The 22,982-nt window shown below is 75.2% G+C and carries 20 protein-coding genes; 8 read left to right on the top strand and 12 right to left on the bottom strand.

Translation table 11 applies throughout. From position 1 onward, the window contains the following. Positions 1-284: 284 nt before the first annotated feature. Positions 285-971: an alpha/beta fold hydrolase gene (locus ACH4J0_RS26035; protein WP_396242992.1), complete on the bottom strand. Its 687-nt coding sequence runs from the start codon at positions 969-971 to the stop codon at positions 285-287. Here ACH4J0_RS26035 and ACH4J0_RS26030 point away from each other — a divergent pair. Beyond that, positions 970-1,173, top strand: coding sequence for a hypothetical protein (locus ACH4J0_RS26030; protein ID WP_396242991.1), 204 nt, complete (start codon positions 970-972; stop codon positions 1,171-1,173). The genes ACH4J0_RS26035 and ACH4J0_RS26030 overlap by 2 nt on opposite strands. 62 nt (positions 1,174-1,235) lie before the next feature. Then, positions 1,236-2,558 carry a DUF5685 family protein gene (locus tag ACH4J0_RS26025; protein ID WP_396242990.1) on the top strand — a complete coding sequence of 441 codons (1,323 nt, stop codon included), beginning with the start codon at positions 1,236-1,238 and terminating at the stop codon, positions 2,556-2,558. A 4-nt stretch (positions 2,559-2,562) separates the two neighbouring features. On the opposite strand, the gene ACH4J0_RS26020 is transcribed toward ACH4J0_RS26025, so the two are convergent. Both ACH4J0_RS26020 and ACH4J0_RS26015 read right to left on the bottom strand, forming a co-directional pair. Next, on the bottom strand, positions 2,563-2,757 hold the full coding sequence (locus ACH4J0_RS26020; RefSeq protein WP_396242989.1) for a hypothetical protein: 195 nt from the start codon (positions 2,755-2,757) through the stop codon (positions 2,563-2,565). Beyond that, on the bottom strand, positions 2,747-2,890 hold the full coding sequence (locus ACH4J0_RS26015; protein ID WP_158714175.1) for a hypothetical protein: 144 nt from the start codon (positions 2,888-2,890) through the stop codon (positions 2,747-2,749). The genes ACH4J0_RS26020 and ACH4J0_RS26015 overlap by 11 nt, the downstream gene beginning before the upstream one ends. A 209-nt stretch (positions 2,891-3,099) precedes the next feature. Here ACH4J0_RS26015 and ACH4J0_RS26010 point away from each other — a divergent pair, with 209 nt between their 5' ends. Then, positions 3,100-4,323, top strand: coding sequence for an alginate lyase family protein (locus ACH4J0_RS26010; protein ID WP_396242988.1), 1,224 nt, complete (start codon positions 3,100-3,102; stop codon positions 4,321-4,323). 310 nt (positions 4,324-4,633) lie between these two features. Here ACH4J0_RS26010 and ACH4J0_RS26005 read toward each other — a convergent pair whose 3' ends face one another. Then, positions 4,634-5,212 (bottom strand): TetR/AcrR family transcriptional regulator, encoded by a 579-nt coding sequence (locus ACH4J0_RS26005; protein ID WP_396242987.1) that lies wholly within the window; start codon positions 5,210-5,212, stop codon positions 4,634-4,636. Between the two features lie 101 nt (positions 5,213-5,313). Here ACH4J0_RS26005 and ACH4J0_RS26000 point away from each other — a divergent pair, with 101 nt between their 5' ends. Both ACH4J0_RS26000 and ACH4J0_RS25995 read left to right on the top strand, forming a co-directional pair. Beyond that, entirely contained in the window at positions 5,314-5,784 is a 471-nt protein-coding gene (locus tag ACH4J0_RS26000) for a DUF1348 family protein (protein ID WP_396242986.1), read from the top strand. A gap of 157 nt (positions 5,785-5,941) precedes the next feature. Continuing rightward, positions 5,942-6,991, top strand: coding sequence for a TolB family protein (locus ACH4J0_RS25995; protein WP_396242985.1), 1,050 nt, complete (start codon positions 5,942-5,944; stop codon positions 6,989-6,991). Here the strand turns inward: ACH4J0_RS25995 and ACH4J0_RS25990 are convergent. Together ACH4J0_RS25990 and ACH4J0_RS25985 are read right to left on the bottom strand one after the other, a co-directional pair. After that, positions 6,979-7,578, bottom strand: a complete 600-nt coding sequence (locus tag ACH4J0_RS25990; protein ID WP_396242984.1) for a hypothetical protein — start codon at positions 7,576-7,578, stop codon at positions 6,979-6,981. The two genes, ACH4J0_RS25995 and ACH4J0_RS25990, sit on opposite strands and share 13 nt — an antisense overlap. 101 nt (positions 7,579-7,679) lie before the next feature. Continuing rightward, entirely contained in the window at positions 7,680-8,204 is a 525-nt protein-coding gene (locus tag ACH4J0_RS25985) for a MarR family winged helix-turn-helix transcriptional regulator (RefSeq protein ID WP_396242983.1), read from the bottom strand. 82 nt (positions 8,205-8,286) lie between these two features. On the opposite strand from ACH4J0_RS25985, the gene ACH4J0_RS25980 reads away from it, so the two are divergent. Next, positions 8,287-9,579, top strand: coding sequence for an MFS transporter (locus ACH4J0_RS25980; RefSeq protein ID WP_396242982.1), 1,293 nt, complete (start codon positions 8,287-8,289; stop codon positions 9,577-9,579). Positions 9,580-9,588: 9 nt separating this feature from the next. On the opposite strand, the gene ACH4J0_RS25975 is transcribed toward ACH4J0_RS25980, so the two are convergent. Together ACH4J0_RS25975 and ACH4J0_RS25970 are read right to left on the bottom strand one after the other, a co-directional pair. Then, positions 9,589-10,497, bottom strand: a complete 909-nt coding sequence (locus ACH4J0_RS25975) for an alkaline phosphatase family protein (RefSeq protein ID WP_396242981.1) — start codon at positions 10,495-10,497, stop codon at positions 9,589-9,591. Positions 10,498-10,579: 82 nt separating this feature from the next. Continuing rightward, positions 10,580-11,563, bottom strand: coding sequence for a phosphatidylserine/phosphatidylglycerophosphate/cardiolipin synthase family protein (locus ACH4J0_RS25970; protein ID WP_396242980.1), 984 nt, complete (start codon positions 11,561-11,563; stop codon positions 10,580-10,582). 295 nt (positions 11,564-11,858) lie between these two features. Here ACH4J0_RS25970 and ACH4J0_RS25965 point away from each other — a divergent pair, with 295 nt between their 5' ends. Beyond that, entirely contained in the window at positions 11,859-13,151 is a 1,293-nt protein-coding gene (locus ACH4J0_RS25965) for a serine hydrolase domain-containing protein (protein ID WP_396242979.1), read from the top strand. A 28-nt stretch (positions 13,152-13,179) separates the two neighbouring features. Here the strand turns inward: ACH4J0_RS25965 and ACH4J0_RS25960 are convergent, their stop codons facing one another. The 3 genes from ACH4J0_RS25960 to ACH4J0_RS25950 all read right to left on the bottom strand — a co-directional run bounded on the left by ACH4J0_RS25960 (position 13,180) and on the right by ACH4J0_RS25950 (position 19,010). Next, a complete protein-coding gene (locus tag ACH4J0_RS25960; RefSeq protein WP_396242978.1) occupies positions 13,180-15,519 on the bottom strand; it encodes a tetratricopeptide repeat protein in 2,340 nt (779 codons plus the stop codon). Positions 15,520-15,757: 238 nt separating this feature from the next. Further along, entirely contained in the window at positions 15,758-18,487 is a 2,730-nt protein-coding gene (locus ACH4J0_RS25955; protein WP_396242977.1) for a BTAD domain-containing putative transcriptional regulator, read from the bottom strand. 52 nt (positions 18,488-18,539) lie between these two features. Then, on the bottom strand, positions 18,540-19,010 hold the full coding sequence (locus tag ACH4J0_RS25950; RefSeq protein WP_396242976.1) for a hypothetical protein: 471 nt from the start codon (positions 19,008-19,010) through the stop codon (positions 18,540-18,542). Between the two features lie 376 nt (positions 19,011-19,386). Between ACH4J0_RS25950 and ACH4J0_RS25945 the strand changes: the two genes are divergently transcribed. Further along, positions 19,387-22,233, top strand: coding sequence for a BTAD domain-containing putative transcriptional regulator (locus tag ACH4J0_RS25945; protein WP_396242975.1), 2,847 nt, complete (start codon positions 19,387-19,389; stop codon positions 22,231-22,233). Here the strand turns inward: ACH4J0_RS25945 and ACH4J0_RS25940 are convergent. Continuing rightward, the gene (locus tag ACH4J0_RS25940; protein WP_396242974.1) at positions 22,230-22,853 is read right to left on the bottom strand and encodes a sigma-70 family RNA polymerase sigma factor; all 624 of its coding nucleotides are present in this window, start codon (positions 22,851-22,853) and stop codon (positions 22,230-22,232) included. The two genes, ACH4J0_RS25945 and ACH4J0_RS25940, sit on opposite strands and share 4 nt — an antisense overlap. Positions 22,854-22,982: the final 129 nt, after the last annotated feature.

Below are 22,982 nucleotides of genomic sequence, written 5' to 3'. Positions count from 1 at the left end.
CGGCGCCGGGATGGTGGGCTCCAGCGGCGCCCTGCTCGCGGAGCTCCGAGGGTTCTTCGCAGCCATCGGGATCCGGCCGGCGGCCGACGGTTCTCTCGACCCTTGCGCAGTCACACCGGTTGGAGGCCTTGCCGGGCGACGATCCGTTCGGGCCGGAGGTCTTCGCCTGGCACCAGCCGTACCGGGCCTGCCTCGCCACCGGCCACGCCACCGTCTTCGGGTGACGGCCGGGGCGGGGCAGGCCGGGGCGCCGGTGCGCCGTCCCGGCGTCCCGGCGTCCCGGCTCAGGCTTCCAGGAAGGGCGCCACGACGGCGATGAACTCGGCCGGGCGGGCGTTGTGCACCAGGTGTCCGGCCTCGATGGTGACCAGGCGGCAGTCCGGGATCAGCCGGGCGAGTTCGGCGATCCGCTCCTGGGGGACGTGGCTGGTGGGCCCGCCCGCGACGGCGAGGGTGCGGGCGGTGATCCGGGTCAGCCCTTCCCGCCAGGCCGGATCGGGGGTGTCGAGCTGCGCCTTGACGGCCCGCACCATCGCCCAGTCGAAGTGCGCCGGTTCGTCCGCTCCTTCGGGCGGCACGCTCGACGGGCGCGGGTGCAGGGCGGGGATCTCCTCCAGGACCAGCCGCTCGACCCGCTCGGGCGCGGCCTGGGCGAGCAGGTAGGCGACGGCGCCGCCCATCGAGTGGCCGACCAGGTCGACCCGGTCCAGGCCGAGGGCGTCGAGGAAGGCGAGCACGTCCTCACGCATCGCCTCCAGGCCGTAGGCGGCGGTGCGGCCGCTGTCGCCGTGGCCGCGCAGGTCGAGGGCGTACACGTGGTGGCGGGGGGCGAGGTCGGGCAGCACCGTGTCCCAGCCGGTGGCGCGCTCGCCGAGGCCGTGCAGCAGCACCAGCGGAGGGCCGTCGGGGCGTCCGCTCTCGCGGTAGGCGAGGGTGAGTCCGGGCAACCGCACCGTCCGTACTGTCGTCATGCCCGCCACCGTACGCGCCGACCGGCCGCTACCGGACGGCTGTTCGCCCTCGGCTCAGCGCGACCGGCTCCTCCGACGGCCCTTCCCGCCGCTCACCGGCCGGCGAACACCGGGGACGGCGCGGCTCTTCGACGGCCGGGTGACGGTCCGACGGCAGGTCGGCTCCGGTTCGGCCGACCGGTCCACCCCGGCGGGCCGGTGATCATATGATGTCCGCCGAGAAAGTGGCCGGTCAGCGGCCCATCGGCGAGGGGGACGAGGATCGTGTTCGGCATCATCAGACCGTGCAGGCACCGGCTGTCCGAACGTCTCCAGGCCTCCTGGATGGCGCACCTGTGCGGACTCTGCCTCGCCCTGCGGGACGACCACGGGCAGCTCGCCCGGACCGCCACCAACTACGACGGGCTGATCATCTCCGTCCTGGTCGAGGCCCAGGCCGCCCGGGAGGACTCCAGCTGGCGCCGCACCGCCGGGCCGTGCCCGCTGCGCGGCATGCGAACGGCCTCCGTCGCCAAGGGCGAGGGGGCCCGGCTGGCGGCGGCCGTCTCGCTCGCGCTCGCCTCGGTGAAGATCCGCGACCACGTCGAGGACCGGGACGGCGTGTTCGCCCGCCGCCCGGTCGCCGTCGGGGCCCGCGCGGTGACCCGGCGCTGGGACCGCAAGAGCGCGGGCAGCGCCTCCGCCGTCGGCTTCGACACCGCCGTGCTGCTCGACGCCGCCTCCCGGCAGGGCGAGTTGGAGCGCTCGCTGCTGCCCGGCGGCTCCGTGCTGCTGGTGACCGAGCCCACCGAGACCGCCACTTCGGCCGCCTTCGCCCACACCGCCGTGATCGCCGGCCGCCCCGGCAACGCCGCGCCGCTCGCCGAGGCGGGCCGCCTGTTCGGCCGGCTCGCCCACCTCCTCGACGCCGCCGAGGACCAGGCCGCCGACGCCGCCTCGGGCGCCTGGAATCCGCTGACCGCCACCGGCACCGACCGCGCCGAGGCCGAACGGCTCTGCCGCGACGCCGTGCACGGCATCCGGCTCGCGCTGCGCGAGGTCGAACTGACCGACCGGGCGCTGGTGCACGTGCTGCTCGGGCACGAGACGGAGAGCGCGGTGGACCGGGTCTTCGGCCGGGCCGGGCACGGGGCGAGCTGCCGCAGCGGCGGTCACGGCGCCGCCCACGGCATCGTCGCCGAGCACCCGCAGGACGCGCCGCCGCGTCAGGTGCCGCCCGGCTACCCGGGTGGTCCGCACCCGGGCCAGGACCCGAACCAGGCGCCGGTCCCCCCGTGGGTGCCGCAGGGCCCCGGCTTCACCCCGCCCGGCGGGAAGCCTCCGCAGCGGCGCAACCTGCTCGCCGGGTGCGCGGTCTGGGCGCTGATGGCCTGCACCTGCCAGTTGCTCTGCTGCGAGCACAACGACCCGTTCAGCCGCGAGCGCCGCAAGGGCTTCTGCGAGCGGCACGACTGCTGCGACGGCTGCGACTGCTGCAATTCCTGCGACCCCGGCTGCTGCGACTGCTGCAAGTGCGGGTGCGACTGCTGCGACAGCTGCGGGTGCGACGACTGCGGCTGCGACGGCTGCGGGTGCGACTGCTCCTGATCCGTCAAGCCTCGTCCGGTGCGGCCTCCGGCCGATCGGACGCCACCGGCCCGGGGTGCCCCCGCAGCACCCCGGGCCGGTCCGCGTCCCGGCACTCCTCCCCGCGCTCGTCACGCCGCCAGAGCGGCAGCACCGCCACCGGGCCCCACTCGGCGGACCCGGGCGCCGGACCGCGCGCTTCGGCGGCCTCAGGCCTCACGCCCCGCCACCTCCCGGTCCGCCGCCAGCGAGCTCTCCAGCCCGGCCAACAACTGCCGGAACCGCTCGGTGTCCTGCTCCGTGATCCGCCCCTCGGGCGCCGCCCCCGGCCACTCGGCCGTCCTGTCGTCCATGGTCCCGACGCTAGACGTCGACGATCAACGGGCGATAAACGAGGGGCTGGTGGGACGGGAGGGGCACAATCCCGCCGAATTCCGGGACCCCGGACCGCTTGGCGTGGACATGAGTTGGTGGTTCAATGCCACTGGTTAGGAAGGTTTCCTAACATCCAGCAAGGCCGGACCCGAGCACGACCTCCTCCCACCGAGAGGACGACTTACCCATGGGCCGTAGCAGCACCAGGAACACCCTCAGGACACTGATCAGCGGGACCGCCCTCGCCGCCCTCCTGCTGCCCGCCGCCACCACCCCCGCCGCCGAAGCCCGCACCCCCGCGGCGGCCACCCGGGGCGCCGCCGCCTTCCAGCACCCGGGCGTGCTGGTCGGTGCGCGGCAACTCGAATTCGTGAAGGCCAAGTTGGCCACCGGAGCACAGCCCTGGACGTCCGCCCTCGCCGGCCTGCGGACGAGCAAGTACGCCTCACTCGCCTGGCAGCCCGAGCCGCGCGCCACCGTCGAGTGCGGATCCAGCTCGCACCCCGACAACGGATGCTCCGACGAGCGCGACGACTCGATGGCCGCCTACGCCCAGGCCCTGCAGTGGGTGCTCACCGGCGACCAGCGGTACGCCGACAAGGCGATCTCCATCATGGACGCCTGGTCGGGCGTGATCCGGCAGCACACCAACACCAACGCCCCACTGCAGACCGGCTGGTCGGGCAACAACTGGGCCCGCGCCGCCGAGCTGATCCGCCACACCGGCGCGGGCTGGTCGGCGGGTTCGGTCGACCGCTTCGCCACCATGCTGCGCACCGTCTACGTGCCGCTGCTGACCCCCGGCAGTCCGCGCAAGAACGGCAACTGGGAACTGATCGAGACCGACGCCCTGATGGGGATCGCGGTGTTCCTGGACGACCGCGGCCTGTTCGACCGGGCCGTCGACCTGTGGCGCCACCGGCTGCCCGCGTACGTCTACCTCACCTCGGACGGCGACCTGCCGGTGCCCCCGCCGAACGCCGGGATCGGGGGCGAATCCGCGCTGGTCAAGTACTGGAACGGGCAGTCCACCTTCGTCGACGGGCTGTCCCAGGAGACCTGCCGGGACTTCGGCCACACCGGCTGGGGCCTGGAGGCCGCCGCCCAGGCCGCCGAGACCGCCCGGCTGCAGGGCGTCGACCTGTGGGGCGAGGGCCGCGAACGGCTGGTCAAGGCAGTGGAGTTCCACACCCGCTACGACAACGGCGCGAGCGTGCCGGACTGGCTGTGCGACGGTTCGGTGAACACCGGCCTCGGCCCGGCCGTGCAGCTCGCGTACGACGAGTACCACCTGCGCGAGGGGCTCCCGATGCCGCAGACCGAGCAGTACGTGGCCGCGCACAGCCCGTTCGGGGCGAACTACTTCATCGGCTGGGAGACCCTGACCCACACCGACGCGCCGGCCAGCTGATCTGATCGGCCGCACCAACGCCAAGATCGGCCGCCCCTCCGCCGCCGGTGAGCGCGCCTGGGCTGGACGCCTTCTTCGACGTCCGGATCGACCCTGAACAACCCGGCCAACTCCTCCACCGCGGACGAGTGGCGCAAGTCCGTCGACCGGGTCGAGTGCCTGCGCCGGATCGCCGCCACCGGCGACTACGACCTGGACGGCCCGTTCGACATCACCGCCTACGGCTCCGGCTACACCACCGGCTGAGCCGTACCGGCCGGGGCCCGGGGGTGCGGGCCCGGACCCCGACCGGTCCCGCACCCGGCCGGTGTCAACTCCGGGCGTCCAGCGCGGCGTCCAGGAGTAGCCGGGCCGCCGTCCCCGCGTCGGCGGCGGCGCTCGGGTCCCCGTGCACGGCCGCGGTGGTGATCGCGCCCTCCGCGAGCAGGGCCAGCTGGGCGGCGGTGGCGGGCGGGGCACCGGCGGCCTCGACCAGGCCGGCCAGGTACCCGGCGAACTCGTCCTTGTGGTGCCGGGCGGCAGCCGCGACGGCGGGCGTGGTGGCGCCGAGTTCGCCGAAGGAGTTCACGAAGGCGCAGCCACGGAAGCCGGGCTCGGCGAACCACCGGCCGAGCCAGTCGAAGACCGAGAGCACCTGGTCCCGGGGCGTGCCGCCGGCCCGCGAGACGTGGACGGCCAGGCTCGCCCGCCAGCGCGCGTCGCGGCGCCGGAGATAGGCCTCGACCAGGTCGTTCTTGGACGGGAAGTGCTGGTAGACGCGGCGCATGGTCAGTCCGCAGGCGGCCCGGACGGCGTCCATCCCGACTGCCTGGACCCCCTGGCCGTAGAACAGCTCCTCGGCCGCGTCGAGGATCCGGTTCCGCGGATCGACCTGTTCCGTCTGCTCCATCTGCCGTGCCTTTGCGTGAGAACGATGGTTCTCCTAGGGTAGCGAACGACGCGAGAACGATCGTTCTCGCCAGCGGAACGCCCGTTCTCAAGGAGAGACCCATGCCCGAGCAGCGCCCTCCCGTCCCGCCCTTCACCGAGGGGACCGCCCGCCGCAAGGTCCGGGCCGCCGAGGACGCCTGGAACACCCGCGACCCCCAGCGCGTCGCCCTCGCGTACACCCCGGACAGCCGCTGGCGCAACCGCGCCGAGTTCCTCACCGGCCGGGGGCAGATCGCCGCCTTCCTCACCCGCAAGTGGCAGCGCGAACACGACTACCGCCTGGTCAAGGAGCTGTGGGCGTTCGGCGGCGAGCGGATCGCCGTCCGCTTCGCCTACGAGTGGCACGACGACGACGGCCGGTGGCACCGCTCCTACGGCAACGAGAACTGGGAGTTCGACGAGCACGGCCTGATGGCCCACCGTCTCGCCTCGATCAACGACCTGCCGATCTCCCCCGGGGAGCGGCTCCTCCACTGGCCGCTCGGCCGCCGCCCCGACGACCACCCGGGGCTCACCGAACTCGGCCTCTGAGCGCGCGCCGGAATCGGCATCCGCCCTGCGGGGCACGCGGACTGACGAGGCATCAGCCGAAATGTTCCAGGGCTGTGACAGAGCGGGCACCGGGCGCTGACCTTGGACTGGGAACCTCTTCGACGGAAGCGAACAGCACCACCAAGGGGGAACCGGAATGTCCGTGCGCAACCGATTCGGCGGCGCCGCCGCGATCGCGCTGATGACCACCGTCAGCGCGGTCCTGCTCTCCGCCTGCGGCCCTGAGAACGCCGACTCCGGCGCCACCGCCGCGCCGGGCACCGCCGCACCCGGCAGCAACGCGACCGGAACGGCGGCGCCCGGCGGCGCCTCGCACTCCGGCAGCCCGGCCCCCGGCGGCAAGGAGGTCAACGGGACCTCGGTCGCCAACCACCTGACCATCAGCACGGGCACCAGGAACGTCGCGATGAACGGCACCCTCGTCGACTTCGGCTCCGTGGTGCGCGACCTCGCCTGGTCGCCGGACGGGAAGAAGGTCGTCTACGTCGGCGACAGCGGCGACCTGATGACCGCCAACCCGGACGGCAGCGGCAAGTCCACCCTCGCCAAGCACCCGGACGGTGAGGAGTGGTCCCACCCGACCTGGCAGCACGCCGCGAAGGGGCCCAGCGGCGGCGTCGTCCCCGACGAGACCGAGCGCTACAACAACATCGTGTTCACCGCCAAGAAGGCCGGCACGCTGCGGCTGGTGAAGGTCCCCGCCAAGGGCGGCGCCGTCGAGGACCTCAGCCCGTACAACTCCGAGGGCGGCGACAACTCGGGCCTCCCGCAGCCGCCGCAGACCGGCAACACCTGGGCCAACGCGGGCGGCCAGCAGGCCGCCATCGCGTTCGCCAACACCCCGGCGAACGAGGTGTACATCTACGACGACTACATCCGCTCGGCCACGCAGGACATCGGCAAGGGTTCGCAGCCGGCCCTGTCCCCGGACGGCGGGCAGATCGTCTTCGTCCGCGCGGTGAACGGCCACGACCACCTGTTCACCCGCTCCACCGAGCACGACCAGAAGGCCGAGAAGGACCTCACCCCCTCGGCCACCACGGACTTCACCGAGCCCGCGTGGTCCCCGGACGGCAAGACCGTCGCCGCCCGGACCCCGGAGGGCATCGACACCGTGCCGGCCGACGGCTCCGCCGCGCCGGCCCAGGTCTCCACCCTCCCGGGCCTGCCGGTCTACCGGCCCTGATCCCGCGCCGACCGGTCCAACTCGGCCCGCAGCTCGGCCAGGTGCTCGTCGGCGGACTCGTGCGGCAGGAACTCGACCACGTCGAGGAAGCGGAACAGCACCCGGGTCTCGGTGACCGCGTACTCGTAGTCACCGAACCCGACCACCGCGCCCGTGCCGCCACGGACCGCACCGCGGACGGCGGCGGCGGTCAGCCGGTCCTCCCCGTTCTCGGCGGTGACCTTCCGGCGGGCGTTGGGCCGGGCCAGGTACGGGCACACCATCGACGCGTACAGCATGCAGGCGCGGTGCCCCGGGCCCTCCATGGTCGGCGCGAGATTCCGGTACGGCCGCCCCGCCGCGATCGCCTCGGCGATCGCGGCGCTCTCGGCCGGCCCGACCACCCGCCACACCGGCCCGCGCGCCATGAACACCCCGCACACCGAACACCGGCGCTCCAACGCGCAGTCGGCGCTGCGCCCGTGGTCGGTCAGCGCGAACTGCGGCTGCCCGTCCTGCCACGGCGTGATCGCCGGCACCGGGTACCCGCGCCCGTCCCGGGGCCGCTCCCCCACCTCGTCCGGCATCGGCACTAGTTCGAATCGCACGCCCCTATCGATACCAGGCGCACGCACCACCGGTCGAGTACGGGCTGACACTCCACCACCGGGCGGCCCTCCGGGCGTGGGGCCCGTATCCGGGTGGCGCCCTACTCCCCCGCCGACTCCTGCGCGAGCATCACCTTCCGCAGCAGGTCCGAGAGCGTGCGCCGTTCGCCCCCGGAGAGCACGCCCAGCAGTCGGTGCTCCTCGCGGCCGACCACGTCCAGGGCCTCCTGCCAGGCGGCGCGGCCAGCCTCGGTCAGCACGATGTCGACCTTGCGGCGGTCCTCCGTCGAGGGGGTGCGCAGCACGAAGCCGCGGCGCTCCAGGGCCTCCAGCCGACCGGTGACGGAGGCGGGGGCGAGGTTGAGGTCGGCGCGCAGGTCGGAGGGAGCGGCGTGGCCGCCGCGGCCGGCCAGGACGTGCAGGGTGTCGAACTCGTGCTTGTGCAGGCCGTAGTCGGCGACGCCCTGTTCGCGGACCCGGCCGAGGTGGCGGGTGAGCCGGGACATCCGGGTCACCGCGCCCTCGATGTCCGGGTCGAGCTCGGGGAGCACCGGCAGCCAGCGGTCGAGGTGGCCGTCCGTCCAGTCGCGGGGCGGGGTCGGCTGCTGGTGGGGGTGCTGGGGCATGGGAGGAGTCTACAAAGGGCGAATGCATCGGCACCAAAATATTCGTTGCCAAAATTTCGTTACCGAAATACAGTTCCGCAGCGTGACCCGAAACCCCGCACCCCGGCACCCGACGGCCCGACACCCGTTGGCCCTGCGCGACTTCCGCCTGCTCTTCCTCGGCCGGACGGTCTCCACCCTCGGCGACGCCGTCGTCCCCGCCGCCCTCGCCATCGCCATCACCCGCGCGACCGGCTCCTCCGCCGCGCTCGCCCTCGTCCTCGGCTGCGCGATGGTGCCGCGGCTGCTCCTGCTGCCCTTCGGCGGAGTGGCCGGCGACCGCCTCGACCCGCGCCTGGTCGCGCTCACCACCGACCTGCTGCGCGCCGCCACCCAGCTGCTGGTCGGCCTCGAACTCCTCGGCGCCCGACCGGACCTGACCCACATCGCGGTCGCCTCGGCGGCCGGCGGCCTCGCCTCGGCCTTCGCCATGCCGACCACCTCCCCGCTGGTGCGGGCCGCCGTCCCGACCGAGCACCGGCTGCGCGCCAACTCCCTGCTCGGCTCCGCCACCAGCGCCGCCCGACTCGGCGGCCCGGCGCTCGCGGGGCTCCTGGTGTACACCGCCGGGCCCGGCTGGGCCTTCGTCGCGGACGGCGTCTCGTTCCTGCTGAGCGCCGCCCTGCTCACCCGGGTCCGCCTCGCCCCGGCCCGCGATCCGATCGCGGCCGCGGGGGCGCGCCCGCTGCGCCGGGACCTCGCCGAGGGCTGGCGCGAGGTGCGCGCCCGGGACTGGTACTGGACCAGCCTGGTCGCCCACGGGGCGTGGAACGGCGCGAGCGCGGTCGCGCTCACCCTCGGTCCGCTGATCGCCGCCACCCGCCTCGGCGGCGACGGCGTCTGGGTGGCGGTCACCCAGGCCGGGGCCGTCGGCCTGCTGCTCGGCTCGGTGGCGGCCGGACGGCTGCGGCCCCGGCGCCCGGTGCTGGTCGGCAACCTGGCCCTGGCGCTGTACGGGCTGCCGCTGCTGGCGCTCGCCGTTCCGGCGCCCGCGCCGGTCACGGTGGCGGCGTACGGGGTGGCGATGGCCGGGCTGGGGTTCCTCAACCCGGTGTGGGAGACGGTGGTCCAGGAGGAGTTCCCGCCGCAGGTGCTGGCCCGGGTCACCTCGTACGACTGGCTGCTCTCGCTGGCCGCCGCGCCGCTCGGCTACGTGCTGGCCCCGCTGGCCGCCGACGCCTGGGGCAGCCGGGCGCCGCTGCTGGCCGCGGCCGCGCTGGTGACCCTGGCGTGCGTGGGCACCGCGGCGGTCCCGGGGGTGCGCCGGCTGGGCGCCGCGCCGGAAGCCGTGGGACCGGCCGCCGCCGAACGGCCGCCGGTCCCCGTCGACTCCTAGGCCCTGGGGTCAGTTCCAGATGCCGGTGATGTCGGTCGCGGTCGCGGCGTTGCCCGCGTGGCCGCTCGCCCCGGAGAGGTCCTCCAGGGTGCGCAGCACGTTGTAGTGGTTGTAGGTGGTGGCCGAGCTGCTGCCCGGGGTGACGTGGGCGCCGTAGACGACGGTCGGGATCCGGTTGCCGGACAAGCTGTTGTCCTCGTCGAAGGTGACGAGCAGCAGGCTGTTGTGGCTCTGCGCCCAGGTGGCGTACGCGCCCAGCTTGTTCTTGATCCAGGTGTCGCCCGTGCTGACCGAACAGTCGTGCATGTCGCTGCACAGGTTCGGGATCACGAAGGAGACCTTCGGCAGGGCAGTGTAGTCGGTCGGGAACTGCGCGAAGGTCATGGCGCTGTTCAGCGGCACGTTGCCGAAGCCGAACCAGGGGTTGTGCTTCTGCGCGTAGTTGCCGCTGCTGCACACCGTGCTGCCCTGGCCGGGCAGGGACTCGTTGTAGCTGGCCCAGGTCTTCCCGGCGGCGAGCACCTCGGAGGCCAGGTTCGGGGCCTGGAAGCCGCCGACCGTCACGCAGCTGTCGTCGACCCGGCCCTGGGTGGAGCCGGAGAACAGCGCGTAGTAGTTCGGCTCGCTGGGGTGGGTGATGGCGTAGGACTGGGTGAGGTTGGCTCCGCCCGCCTTCAGGGTGTTGTTGATGTACGGCGCGCTGCTGCTGCCGATGATCTGGCTGTACGAGTGGTTCTCCATCACCACGACGATGATGTGGTCGGGTGTGGGCAGCCCGGCCGCCTGCGCGGTGGTGGCGGTGGCCGCCCACAGCCCGGCCGAGGCGGCGACGAGGGCGACGGCCGAGCCGAGCGCGGTCGCGGTGCGGCGGGATCGGGGGCGGGGGGAGTCGTTCAGGGGCTTCGCGGACGAAGTCATGACAGGTCCTCGGGTGGGCGGGCGGCCCCGGCCGGGCCGCCCGGAACGGGAGGTGACGGTCTGTCGTGCTCTCGCCGACGGCCTAGTAGGGCGTGCCGTTGGCGAAGTCGGTGGCGAAGGTCGACTCGATCGTGTTGAGCACGCCGGAGTCGGAGACGATCAGACCCAGCTCGCGGTTGTTGTTCAGCGAGTTGTCCGAGAAGTTCTCAGAACCGGCGAACACCTTCGCGGTGGAGGTGCCGTAGTCGGCGACGATGGCCTTGGCGTGGACGTACAGGCCGGTGGTCGAGGAGTACGTGACCACCCTGGCGCCGGCCGCGGTGACCTCGTCGAAGGAGGAACCGTACGAGCCGGGGTCCATGCCGACCACACGCACGGTGACCCCCCGGTCGGCGGCCGCGGTGATCGCGTCCACCAGAGCCGGGTCGCCGAACTCCAGCTCCTCGACGTCCAGGGAGGTCTGCGCGCCGTTGATCAGCGCCAGCAGCCGCTCCTGCGAGTCGGTGGGCGACCAGACCAGGTCGTCGCCGTCGGAGGGGGTGACCGAGGTCTTGGCGTAGTCGGCGGCGAAGACCTGCTCGATCGCGGCCACGTCGTTGGCGTCGGTGTCGAGGACGCCGTAGTCGCGGCTGCCGGAGTAGTAGGTGGCGTCCAGGTTCCCGGTCAGGATCAGGGAGGTGGTGCCGTCCACCGTGACGGTCTTCTGGTGGGTGTAGACGAACGCCGAGGACGAGTACGTGACGCCGACGCCGGCCGCCTTCAGCGCGTTGTAGGCGGTGCCGTTGACCGAGGTGTGCCGGCCATCCAGAATGACCCGGACCTTGACGCCGGCCCGCTGACGGGCGATCAGGTCGTCGACGGCCGTGGTGTCGCGCAGCTCGTACATGGTGACGTCGATCGTCCTGGTGGCGGAGTTGATCAGGTCGTAGACCACCGTGTGGTCCTGGTCGGGGAAGACCACGGCGGTGTAGGTGCCGGCGGCGTGGGCGGTGCCGGTGGCGGATATCAGGCCGGCACCGGCGAGCAGCAGGGCGCCGGCACGGCGCGCGAGGGTGGCCAGGGGCATGGGGACTCCGTGGTCGGTGAGGGGGGGTCGCTGAGGGGGAGGCCGGTGCGGTGTGGCACCGGACGGCGGAGCGAGCGCCCGAACAGCATGCGGCGGCGCGGTCAACGCGGGTAGATGACGGGAGGTAAAACCTTGCCCCCGGGCCGGAAAACGAACGGTGCGCCCGGCGGACCGGCCCGACAACGGACAATGCCGACGATCCGGTTCACATTGCCACCAGCCGCACGAACCGGTGATAGTGATCGCAGATGGACGCGATCCGACATCGCGTCAGACCACGAGAGAGCCGAGGAACATGGCGAAGACCAGCCTTCTGCGTCCGCTCGCGATGGCCGCCGCCGCTGCCGTCCTGGTGGCGGGCGCGTCCACGCCCGCCCTGGCCGCCGACCGGGACGGCGCGGCGCTGCCGGCCCCCGACACGGCCGCGGTGCTCAGCGCACTCCAGGCCACCACCGGCGCGGGCGCCCCGGGCGCCTTCGCGGTGATCCGCGACCACGGCGGCGGCGACCGGACCCGCTGGCTGACCGTCGGCAAGGCGAACCTGGACGGGACGCCGATGAACTCCGCGTGGAGGTTCCGGGTCGGCAGCAACAGCAAGATGTTCGCCGCCGTTCTCGTGATGCAGCTGGCGCAACAGGGCCGGATCGACCTCGACAAGCCGCTGCGCGACTACCTCCCGGCCGGCACCCTCCCGGACGGCTGGACGATGACCGGCCGCCAGGTGATGGAGCACCGGGCCGGCGTCTACGACCACACCAACGACCTGCTGGAGCAGCCCGGCGAGGAGACCACCGCCGCGTTCGAGGCCCGCATCCGCACCAAGGCGTACGCCCCGGCCGATCTGGTCGCGATGTCCGTCAAGCACGGCCAGCAGTACGCCCCCGGCAGCCGCTACTCCTACTCCAACACCGACTTCGTGCTGATGGGCCTCGCCGTCGAGCACCTCACCGGCCGCCCGTACGCGGACGTGCTGCGCGAGCGGATCATCGAGCCGCTCGGCCTGAAGCGGACCTCCTTCGTCGTCCCCGACCAGCGGATCGCGGGCGCCCACATCACCGGCTACCTCACCAACGACGACCGCGGCAAGCCGCTGCTGGACTCGACCGAGCAGACCGGCTCCTGGGTGTGGGCCGCCGGGGCGGTCATCTCCTCCGCCGAGGACCTCGACACCTTCCTCACCGCGCTGATGGCCGGCAGCTCCGGCAGGCTGGTCTCGGACGACTCGCTGCGCCAGATGGAGGCCGCGCTGCCCACGCCGACCGCCAAGATCTCCTACGGGCTGGGGCTGCGCCGCGTCTCGCTGTCCTGCGGGGACGTGTACGGGCACGGCGGCATCGTCCAGGGCTACCAGTCCCAGTCCTTCACCACCCCGGACGGGCACCGCTCGGTGGTGGTCTTCGCCAACGCCTCCAACAACGGTTCCGTCACCCAGGGGCTGATGAACGCGCTGGAGCCGGCCTTCTGCGGGAAGAAGCCGGCGGCCGCACCGCGGACGGCCTTCGCCCCGGCCGCTTCCCGGAACGAGCCGGGTGACCAGGGCGACCGGGGTGACCAGGGGCTGCCGGTGGTGGAGGACACCCGGATCTGACCGTTCACCGCAGCGGCCCGGGGCCCCGCTACACGGGTCCCCGGCCGTGACGGCCGTCCGCGCTCAGGTCGGTGAGCGCCTCGGTGAGGATCTCCCGGGCCTCGTCGGCGCGGCCCTGCTCGATCAGCGCGGTGCCGAGCTCGGTCAGCGTCTTGGTCATGCTGTCCGGGCGCCCGATCGCCTCGTAGTGGACCAGCGCCTGCCGGTAGGCCTTCTCGGCGGCCGGCCAGCGCTTCAGCGCCGCCCGGTCCTGGCCGAGTTCGTGCGCCGTCATGGCCGCCATCAGGTGCATCAGCGGCGAGGACCAGCGCTCCACCAGCTCCAGGGCGCGCGCCAGGGCGCGGCGGCGGAGGTCCTGCGCCTCCTCGGCCCGGCCCAGGTGGCGCAGGCAGGTCGCGGCGCCGCGCAGGGTGACCAGCCGGCCGATCATCGCGGCCCGGTTGTCGACCTCGGCGAAGGCCTCCGCCGCCCGCTGGTAACTCTCGCTCGCCTCCCGGTAGCGCTGGAGGTGCCGCAGCCCGGAGCCGAGGTAGGTGAGCGCCCAGCCCTGCTGCTCGTGGTCACCCACGCTCCGGGCCAACTCCAGACCCTCGTTGGCGAGTTCGGTGCCGCGCTGGTAGCGGTGCAGACAGGTGACGTACGTCCAGGCCAGGTAGTTCACGTGCACCGCCTCGGCCTGCCGGTCGCCGCTCGCGCGGGCCGCGTCCACCGACAGCTGGAACACCTCGCCCCAGAGGTCCCAGCTCAGCAGGCGGTCGGAGAACCAGTGCATGGCCTCGGCGGTGTCGATCACCTCCCGGTGGCGGCCCTCCCGCTGCGCGCGGTACAGCGCGGCCAGCCACTCCGGGTGCTCCTCCTCCAGCCAGCGCGCCGCCTCGGTGAGCGGGACGGAGCCGCCCTCGGCGGGCGCGGCCCCGTCGGCCGCCGCGTGGTCCGGGTCGAACCGCAGGCCGTGGGCGGCCGCCTCGCGCAGCAGCCACCTCCCCGCCCGGGTACGGGCCTCGGCCACGGCCTCGGCCGTCTCGTCCGCGGCCAGGCGCTCACCCGCGTACAGCCGCACCAGGTCGTGCAGCCGGTACCGCTCCGGGGTCGCCGGCTGCACGAGGCCGGCGTCCACCAGTTGCTCCAGGACCAGTTCGGTGCGGGCGGCCGACAGCCCGGCGTAGCGGGCCAGGACGGCCGCGGTGAAGTCCGCCCCGGCCGTCAGCGCGCAGCGGCGCAGCACCAGCCGGGATTCGGCGGGCAGTCGGCGATAGGACAGTTCGAAGGCCGGGCGGACGGCCAGGTCCCCGGTCTCCAGCAGGTCCAGCCGGTTCTCCTCGACGGCGAGCTGACGCGCCAGCTGGGCCACCGGCTGCTGCGGGCGGGCGACCAGCCGCTGCCCGGCGATCCGCAGCGCGAGCGGCAGGTAGCCGCAGAGCCGGGCCAGCTCGGCGGCCGCGTCCGGGGCGGCCTCGACCCGTTCGGGCCCGGCGATCCGGGCCAGCAGCGCCGACGCCTCGGCCGGGGAGAGCGCGTCGAGCCGCAGCCGGTGCACCGCCTCCAGGCCGGGCAGGGCGTGACGGCTGGTCACGATGGTCACGGCCGGGCCGGAGCCGGGCAGCAGCGGGCGCACCTGACCCTCGTCGGCGGCGTTGTCCAGCACCAGGACCAGCCTGCGGTCGCGGACCAGGGCACGGAACAGGCCGGCCCGCTCCTCCGTCCCTGCGGGCACCGCGCCGTCCGCCACCCCGAGGGCGCGCAGCACCTGGCCGAGGGCCTCACGGGCGGGCAGCGGGGTGGCGGCCATGCCGCCGAGGTCGAGGGAGAGCTGGCCGTCCGGGAAGGCCGGGGCGAGCGCGTGAGCGGCGTGCAGGGCGAAGGCGGTCTTGCCCAGCCCCGGCTGACCACTGATCAGCACCACCCTCGGGTGGGCGGGGTGCTCGTCGGCGGTGAGGGCGGCGAGTTCGGCGAGGGCCTGCTCGCGGGCGGTGAAGTCGGCGAGGTCACGCGGGAGGGCGAGCGCGCCGGGGGTCGCGGGCTCCGCGGCGGCGTCCGGTACGGGCGCCGCCGGTTCCGGTACGGGCACCGTGGGGCCGACGCGCCGGGCGGCCTGCCCCTGCGGCGGCACCAGCCGCACGCCCCGGGGCCGACCGGACTGGGCTGCCCCCTCCAGTGCGGCGGTCTGCGCGCCGTCCAGGCCCAGGGCGGCGGCCAGCGCCCGGACGGTGCGCCGCTGCGGGCCACGGGTGCGTCCGCGCTCCATGTCGCCGAGGGCCCGCAGGCTGACGCCCGCGTGGGTGGCCAGGTCCTCCTGGGTCAGGCCCGCTGCCACCCGGTACCCGGCCAGCAGGTGGCCGAACTCCCCGGTTCCGCTCACCACCGTCATGTCCCCGCCCCGCCCCTTGGTTCCGTACGTCCGCAGTTCTGCCGGGCGCCGGGCCGGGCAGTTCCCCCTCAGGCAGAAGTATGCCCCGGCGGAAGTGGCGCGCGTACCAGCCCTCCGCCTGCGGGGATGCCGGGGACGCGGCGGCCGGGCGACTGGATCCGCGTGCCGGAACCGCCGATACTTCCGCCTATGCCGGCGGGGGGGGAGGCAGTTGTGCACCGGTCCGCAGTGCTCGCCGTCAGCGCTCCCCCGCCGCCAGCACCCGTTCCTGCCGTCGGGCCTCCGCCCCCTCGACGCTGCGGCCGAGCTCGTACAGGAGGTCGGCGAGCAGCCCGTGCGAGCGCGCCTCCACGGCGGGGTCGCCCACGGTGCGGCCGAGCGCGACCGCGAGCCGGGCCGAGGACAGCGCGGCGTCCCGGCGGCCGAGGGCGTGCAGGGCGCGGGCCCGGCTGTGGGTGGCGAGCACCGTCTCGACGCCGTCGGGGCGCGCGCCGGCCGGCAGGCCGCCCTCCGGATGGGCGGCGGCGATACGGGCGGGGTCGGTGCGAGCGGGGTCGGTGCGTGCGGTGGCCGCGCGGACCGCCTCGTCCGCGTGGGCGAGCGCCCGCTCCGGCGCACCGGCCAGGACCAGGGCCTCGGCGAGGTCGGTCAGGGCGCGCACCAGCAGGTGCCCGGTGCTCGGGGTCCGGGCGGCGGTCACCAGGTCGGTGAGCAGCGGCAGCGCCCGGTCGTACTGCCCGGCCCGCACCAGCGCGGCGGCCACCCGGCTGCGGCAGTGGTGGCGCAGCACCGCGTCCCCGGCCCGGTCGGCGGCCGCGACCGCCGTGACCAGGTGTTCCAGGGCGGTGCGGTGGGCCGCCCGGCGCACGTGCACCACGGCGAGGTCGGTGCCCAGCCGGGCGAGGGCCGCCTCGTCCCGGTCGGCGTGCGCGGCGCGCAGCCCGATCTCGGCGACGGTCCGCCAGTGCGCCTGGTCCCGGCCGCTGGGCTCGTCCGACCGCTCGTACAACAGGCTGACCCGGTGGGCGAGTTGCCAGGCCGCGCCGGTGCGCCCGTACTGCTCGGCGCAGAGCACCACGGCGCGCAGGGCGCTCTCCTCCCGGCGGAACCAGGCCGACGGGAGCCTTCCTCCGTCACCGCCCTCGCCGGCCCACGGGGCGGTGAGCTCCAGGTAGTGGGCGATCAGCCGGTCGAGGGCACCGAACCGCTCCTCGCAGTCCAGCGCGGCGGCCTGTCCGGCGGCGTAGCGTCGGACCAGTTCGGGCCGGGCGTAGCGGCCCGGGGTGGACTCCGCCAGCAGGTGGACGGCGTCGAGCGCGGTCAGCAGGGCGCGGGCGGCGGCGGGGCGCAGGTCGGCGAGCGCGGCGGCGGTGGCGGTGTCGATCTCCGCGCCCGGGTACAGCCCGAGCAGGGTGAACAGCCGGGCGGCGGCGGGCGGCAGGGACCGGTACGTGCGGTCCAGGGCCGCGCCGACGCCGATCGGGCCGCGCGCGGCACCGGCCCCGGCCAGGGCGGCGAGGCCGGTCTGCTCGTCGGCGAGTTCGGCGGCGAGGTCGCCCGGGGACCAGTCCGGGCGGGCTGCCAGCCTGGCGGCGGCCAGGCGCAGGGCGAGCGGCAGCCGGTCGCAGCGCTCGGCGAGGTCGGCGAGTTCGGCGGCCGTCCCCGGATCGGTGACCGGGCGGTCCGGGCCGAGCCCGCGGGCCAGCAGCGCCCGGGCCTCCTCGGCGCCGAGCGGGCCGAGCGGCAGCACCACGGCGTCCTCGTGGAGCAGCAGTTCGCGCAGCCGGTCGCGGCTGGTGATGACGGCCACCGGGCCGAGGACAGTGCTCATCGCCGCGGGCCGGTCGGGCAGCAGCGGGGCGAGCTGCCGGTACGAGGCGGCGTCGTCCAGCAGGATCAGGATCCGGCGGTCGGCGAGGAGTTCGCGGTAGCGGGCCGCACGCTCCTCCAGCCCGGCGGGGACGGCCTCCGGCGCGACGCCGAGGTCGGTGAGGAACCCGGCCAGGACGTCGGCGGGCCGGCGCGGGCCGTCCGGGTCGCAGCCGCGCAGGTCGGCGTGCAGGACGCCCTCGGGGAAGCGCTGCGCCGCCCAGTGCCGGACCAGGCCGGTCTTGCCCACGCCGGCCGGTCCGGTGACCAGGATCGGCCGGGCGGTCCGGGCGGCGACGGCCAATGCCTCGTGCAGCCGGGCGAGTTCGGCGGCGCGGCCGACGAAGCGGCGGTCCGGCGCGGCGTGGCGCGCCAACTGCTCACCCGCCTGCCGCAGTTCCGGCCCCGGCGGGCCGGACAGCCGGGCGACCGCCTGCTCGTACCGCTCCCGCGCCTCCAGGCCGCGCCCGGCCTGCTCCAGGCACTCGACCAGCCGGGCGGCCAGCGGCTGCCGGCCCGGGTGCGCGTCCGCCGCCTCGGTGAGCTCGGCCACCAGCTCGCCGCCGCGACCGGCCAGCACCAGCCCCTGCGCCAGCCGGTCCAGGGCGCGCAGCCGCCGGTCGGTCAGGCAGGGGACGGTGCGTTCGCGCAACAGGGCGGACCCGCAGTCGGCGAGCGCCGGCCCGCGCCACAGGTCGAGGGCCGCGCGCAGCAGCGGAACGGCCGGGTCGTCCGCCCCCACCCGGGCCGCCGCATCGGGCAGCAGGAGCCCCGCCCGGTCGCACAGCGCTGAGAAGCGCACCAGGTCCACCCGGTCCGCGTCGCCCTCCAGGACGTACCCGCCGCCACGGGTGCCGAGCAGCAGCCGGGGATCGTCCAACTGCTGCCGCAGCGCCGCGACATGGCCCTGCAGCGCCGCCCGGGCGGTGGGCGGCGCGGCGCCGTCCCAGACCAGCTCGATGAGCTCCTCGGCGCCCACCGGCTGGTTCAGCCGTGCCGCCAGCGCCCCCAGCAGCGCGCGCCGCTTGGGCGCCGAGGGCGTGGCCACCGTGCCGTCCTCCCGCCGGACCACCATCGGCCCGAGCAGCTCGATGTGCATGCTCCCCTTCCCTCTCGTCGTGGGACAGTACGCCGAACCGGGCCGGGCCGGTTCACTTCGCGGGCTCGCCCTCCGTACGGCCCGGGCCCTCCGCGCGGTCGGACCAGACCGGTGCGGCCCCGCGTTCCGGACCGGCGAGGACCAGCACGTCGAAGGGCGAGTACTCGCTGCCGCGGTCCCGGGCCGTGTAGCCGGCCAGCGACAGGATCGCGATCACCGCGGCGGCCATCGCCTCCTGCACCTCGCCGGACCGGCGGATCGCCGGGGTCACCCCGTGGTCGCGCTGCACGTCCGCCACCGCCCTGCCGCGCAGCCGGGGGCTCACGTGCCAGCTCACCACCACCTCCGGATCCTCGCCGAAGTGCTGGTTCCAGGCACTGACCCGGACCTCCGCACCGGCGGCCAGGCCCCGGTCCAGGCCCGGAGCCACCACGGGCAGCCCGGCGGCGGCGAGTTCGTCGCGGACCCGCTGGGCCAACCGCTCGAACCGGGCGTTCACGTGTCTCCCGAGAGTCTCGTCCATGCCCGCACGCTACCGGCCCGCCGCGACGCCCTGTTCCGCCCCCTCCCACCGCGGTGCCGGTCCTCGCCCGTGGGCTCCGGCCCGTGAGCGGTCCCGCCGAGCGCCCGCCCAGCTGCGGCGCCTCCACACAGGGATCGGCGACGGCGGCGAGGTGCCGGCGGCGGTGCGCGCCGGAAGAACCACCCGGCCGCCTGGACCGTCGGAATCAGCGGTCCTGGTTTCGGGAGGCAACCATCCTCCGCCCCCGGGGCCTCTGTACCCGTGGCGGCTCCGCCGGCTGCGAGCGTTGGAGTGCGGACCGGACACCCGCGCGCACTACACTGCTCGACCCCGGAGGCCGCCTCAGGGTCTCGGGTGCGGCGAGGTGGGGGTACTGGTGCGGATTCGGCTGCTCGGGCCGGTGGAGCTGGAGGTCGCGGCGGGCGGTCTCGCCACACTGGCGGGGTCGCAGCGGCGCGCGGTCCTGGCCCTGCCGGCACTGCGGCTGGGCCAGGTGGTCAGCATGGACCAGTTCTGCGAGCTGCTGTGGGGGCAGCGGCCGCCGGCCAGCGCCCGGGCGGCGGTGCAGGGGCATGTCGCGGCGCTGCGCAAGGTGCTCGCCGACAGCCCGTTCGAGCTGCACACCCGGGCCACCGGCTACCTGCTGAGCGGGCCGGCCGAGGAGGTGGACGCGCTGCGGTTCGCGGCCCTCGCCGAGCGGGCCGGGGAGCGCGCCGACCGCGGGGCCGCCGACGAGGCGATCGCGCTGCTGGAGGAGGCGCTCCAGCTGTGGCGCGGTGAGGCCCTGGCCGATCTGCCCGACACCCCCTTGCGCGCCGCCACCGCGGACCACCTGAAGCAGTCCTCCACCGCCGCGCTGCTCCGCTGGGCCGGGCTGCGGCTGCGCCAGGGCACGGGTGCGGCGGCGGTGGCGGTGCTGGAGCAGAGCGTCCGGCGGGACGGGCTGCGCGAGGAGCTGGTCGCGCTGCTGGTGCGCTGTCTCCACCAGGCCGGACGGCCCGCGGACGCGCTGAACGCCTACCACCGGGCCCGGTTGCGGCTGGACCGTGAGCTGGGCATCCGCCCCGGGCCGGCGCTGCGGGCCGCGTTCGCCGAGGTGCTGGCGGACGACCACCCGGAGGCACCCCCGGCCTCCCCCACCGCCGTCACCGCCGCCGCTCCCCCGACCGCCGGACCGAGCCATCGGGCCCCTCGACAGCTCCCCCGCCAGCGCGTGGAGCTGATCGGACGCACCACCGAGATCCAGTGGCTGGACCGCGCCTGCGCCCCCGATCGGGCCACCGACGGGCCCGCCCTCGTGGTCGGCCCGGCGGGGATCGGCAAGAGCACCCTGGTCACCGCCTGGGCCCACCGGGCCGCCGACCGCTTCCCGGACGGCCGGCTGTACGCGGACCTGCGCGGTCTCGACCCGGCCGGGCCGGCCGAGCCCGGGGCCGTCCTCGGCCGTTTCCTGCGCGCCCTGGGCGTCCCGGACGACGCCGTCCCCGCCGAACCGGCCGACCGCGCCGCGCTCTACCGGGATCACACCAGGTGCCGCCGCCTGCTGGTGGTCCTGGACGACGCCGCCGACGCCGACCAGCTCACCGACCTGCTGCCGGAGGGGCCGGGCTGCGCCGCCGTGATCACCGCGCGCGGCTCGCTGGAGAAGCTGGTCGCCACCGAGGACGCCGCCCTGCTGCGCCTGACCGCGCTGCCCGAGCACGACGCCCTGGGCCTGCTGGAGCACCTGCTGACGCCCGAACGCCTGCGCGCCGAGCCGGAGTCGGCCGCCGAACTCGTCCGGCTCTGCGAGCAGTCGCCGCTCGCCCTGCGGATCGCCGCCGCCCGGCTGACCGCCCACCCCAGCTGGACGGTCGCCGAACTGGTCGCCGAACTCGCGGACGAGCCGGCCAGGTTGGCCGCCCTGGAGCTCGACCCGCACACCGGACTGCGGCAGCAGCTCCGCCTGACCATACGTCAACTGGACGGGAAAGCAGCGGAACTGCTCGCCCTGCTCGCCCTCCACCCGGGCCACGAGCTGGACAGCCACGCCGCCGCCGCGCTGCTCGGCACCGACGCGGCGACCGCCCACCGGGCACTCGGCGAGCTGGCCTCCCACCACCTGCTCACCGGCGTCGCCCCCGGCCGCTACCACCGCTCCGACCTGGTCCGGCTGTTCAGCATCGACCTGCTCGCCGAGCAGCCCGCACCGTCCGGACAGCGCCGGGAGCGGGCCCTCCTGCGCCTGCTGGACCACTACCAGGCGGCCCTGGAGCACTGCGGCACCTACCTCGACCCCGGCCAGGAGGACGCCGGGGCGCCCGCCCAGCCGTCGCAGCCCCTGCCGCCCGTCGTGGACATCCGCACCGCCCTGGACTGGTTCCGCGCCGAGGAACCCGCGATCCGGGCGCTGATCGACGGGGCCGCCGTCACCCATCCGGACCGGGCCTGGCGGCTCGCCCTGACCACCGGCTCCCTCTACTACGGCGCCAGCCGCTTCACCGACTGGCTGGCCCGGGCCGACGTCGGCCTGGCGGCGGCCGAGCGCTGTGCCGACCCGGTCGCGGTGGCCTTCCTGCACAACTGCCGGGCGCAGGCGCTGGTCGCCCTGGAGCGCCGCCACGAATCGGCCGAGGCGGCGCGGAAGGGCGTGGCCGCCGCCGAGTCCGCCGAGGGGCCCGCCGCCGCCTCGGCACGGGTCCGCTCCCTGGCCACGCTGGGCCTGGTCACCGCGATGCTCGGGGACTCCGCCGAGGCGCGGCGGCTGGCGGCCCGGGCGGCCGCGCTGGCCGTCGAGTCCGGCAACCGCAAGCGGCTGGTCGACGCCCTGGTGCACCAGGGCTGGGTGAGCCTGGCGACCGGCGATCCGGCGGGTGCGCAGCGCCGGTCCCGGGAGGCCAGGGAACTGCTGCCGCCGCGCCCGGTCACCCAGGTGCACCTGTGGTCGCTGCTGACCGAGGCGCAGGCGCTGCCGCCGACCGTCCGGGACGACGCGGCGGACCTCGCCTGGCACCGGCTGCTGGCCGCCTGCGAGGAGGCGGGCCTGCTCTACCTGCACGCCGTCACCGAGCGGTCCTACGCGGCCCACCTGGTGGCCCGGGGCCGCGCCCCGGAGGTGCGGGCGCGGCTGGCCTCGGCGCTGGAGCGCTTCCGTCGGCACGACCGGCTGGCGGCCCACCGCAGCGAGTTCACCGCGGGCCTGGAGGCCTCGCTCAGCCTGCGCACCCTTGAGCCGGGACCCTAACCGGTGACCGGCGCGTACCCGTGCTCCGCCGCCAGGACCGGCCGCAGGGCCCGGACCGCGTAGAAGTTCCGGGACTTCACCGTCCCCGGCGGCACTCCCAACCGGGCCGAGGCCTCCACTACCGAGCGGTCCTTCAGGTGCAGCTCGACCAGTACCTCGCGGTGGTGCTTCTGCACCCGCCGCAGCGCCAGCGCGATGTCCCGGGCGACCACCACCTGCTCGTACGGGTCATCGGCGAGCGGGCGGTCCTCGACCGGCTCGCCGATCACCTCCTTGGCGCGGGCGGCGGCCATCCGGTAGTGGTCGATGGCGATCCGCCGGGCGACGGTGAACAGCCAGGGGCGGGCCTGCGCGGGGCCCGCGGCCAGGGCCTCAGGGTGCTGCCAGGCGCGCAGCAGGGTCTCCTGGAGGATGTCCTCGGCCTTGCCACGGTCCCCGCCGGTGGTGCGCATCAGGGCGCGCAGCAGGTAGCCGCCGTGCAGCCGGTGGATCTCGGCCAGGGTGTCGGGGTCGAGGGTCGGTCGGGCCGGGGCCGGCTCGGGTGTCGCCGCCGTGGCGGCCGGGGGGCCCGCGGGCGGCTGGGCGACGGGCGTGGACTGGGCGACGGACGGCTTCGACACGCGCTACCTCTCAGGTCGGGCAAGGGCACATGGCAGGGCTTCCGCCGTACATCCCCCGTGGCGGTCGGACAGCAGCCTGCCGGGCGCCGCCAAGGACCGGCCAACGATCCGCCAACGCCCCGGCCTGCG

The sequence above is a fragment of the Kitasatospora sp. NPDC017646 genome, from assembly GCF_044329365.1.
Classification (GTDB): Bacteria; Actinomycetota; Actinomycetes; order Streptomycetales; family Streptomycetaceae; genus Kitasatospora.
This window is presented reverse-complemented; position numbering and strand designations above follow the sequence as displayed.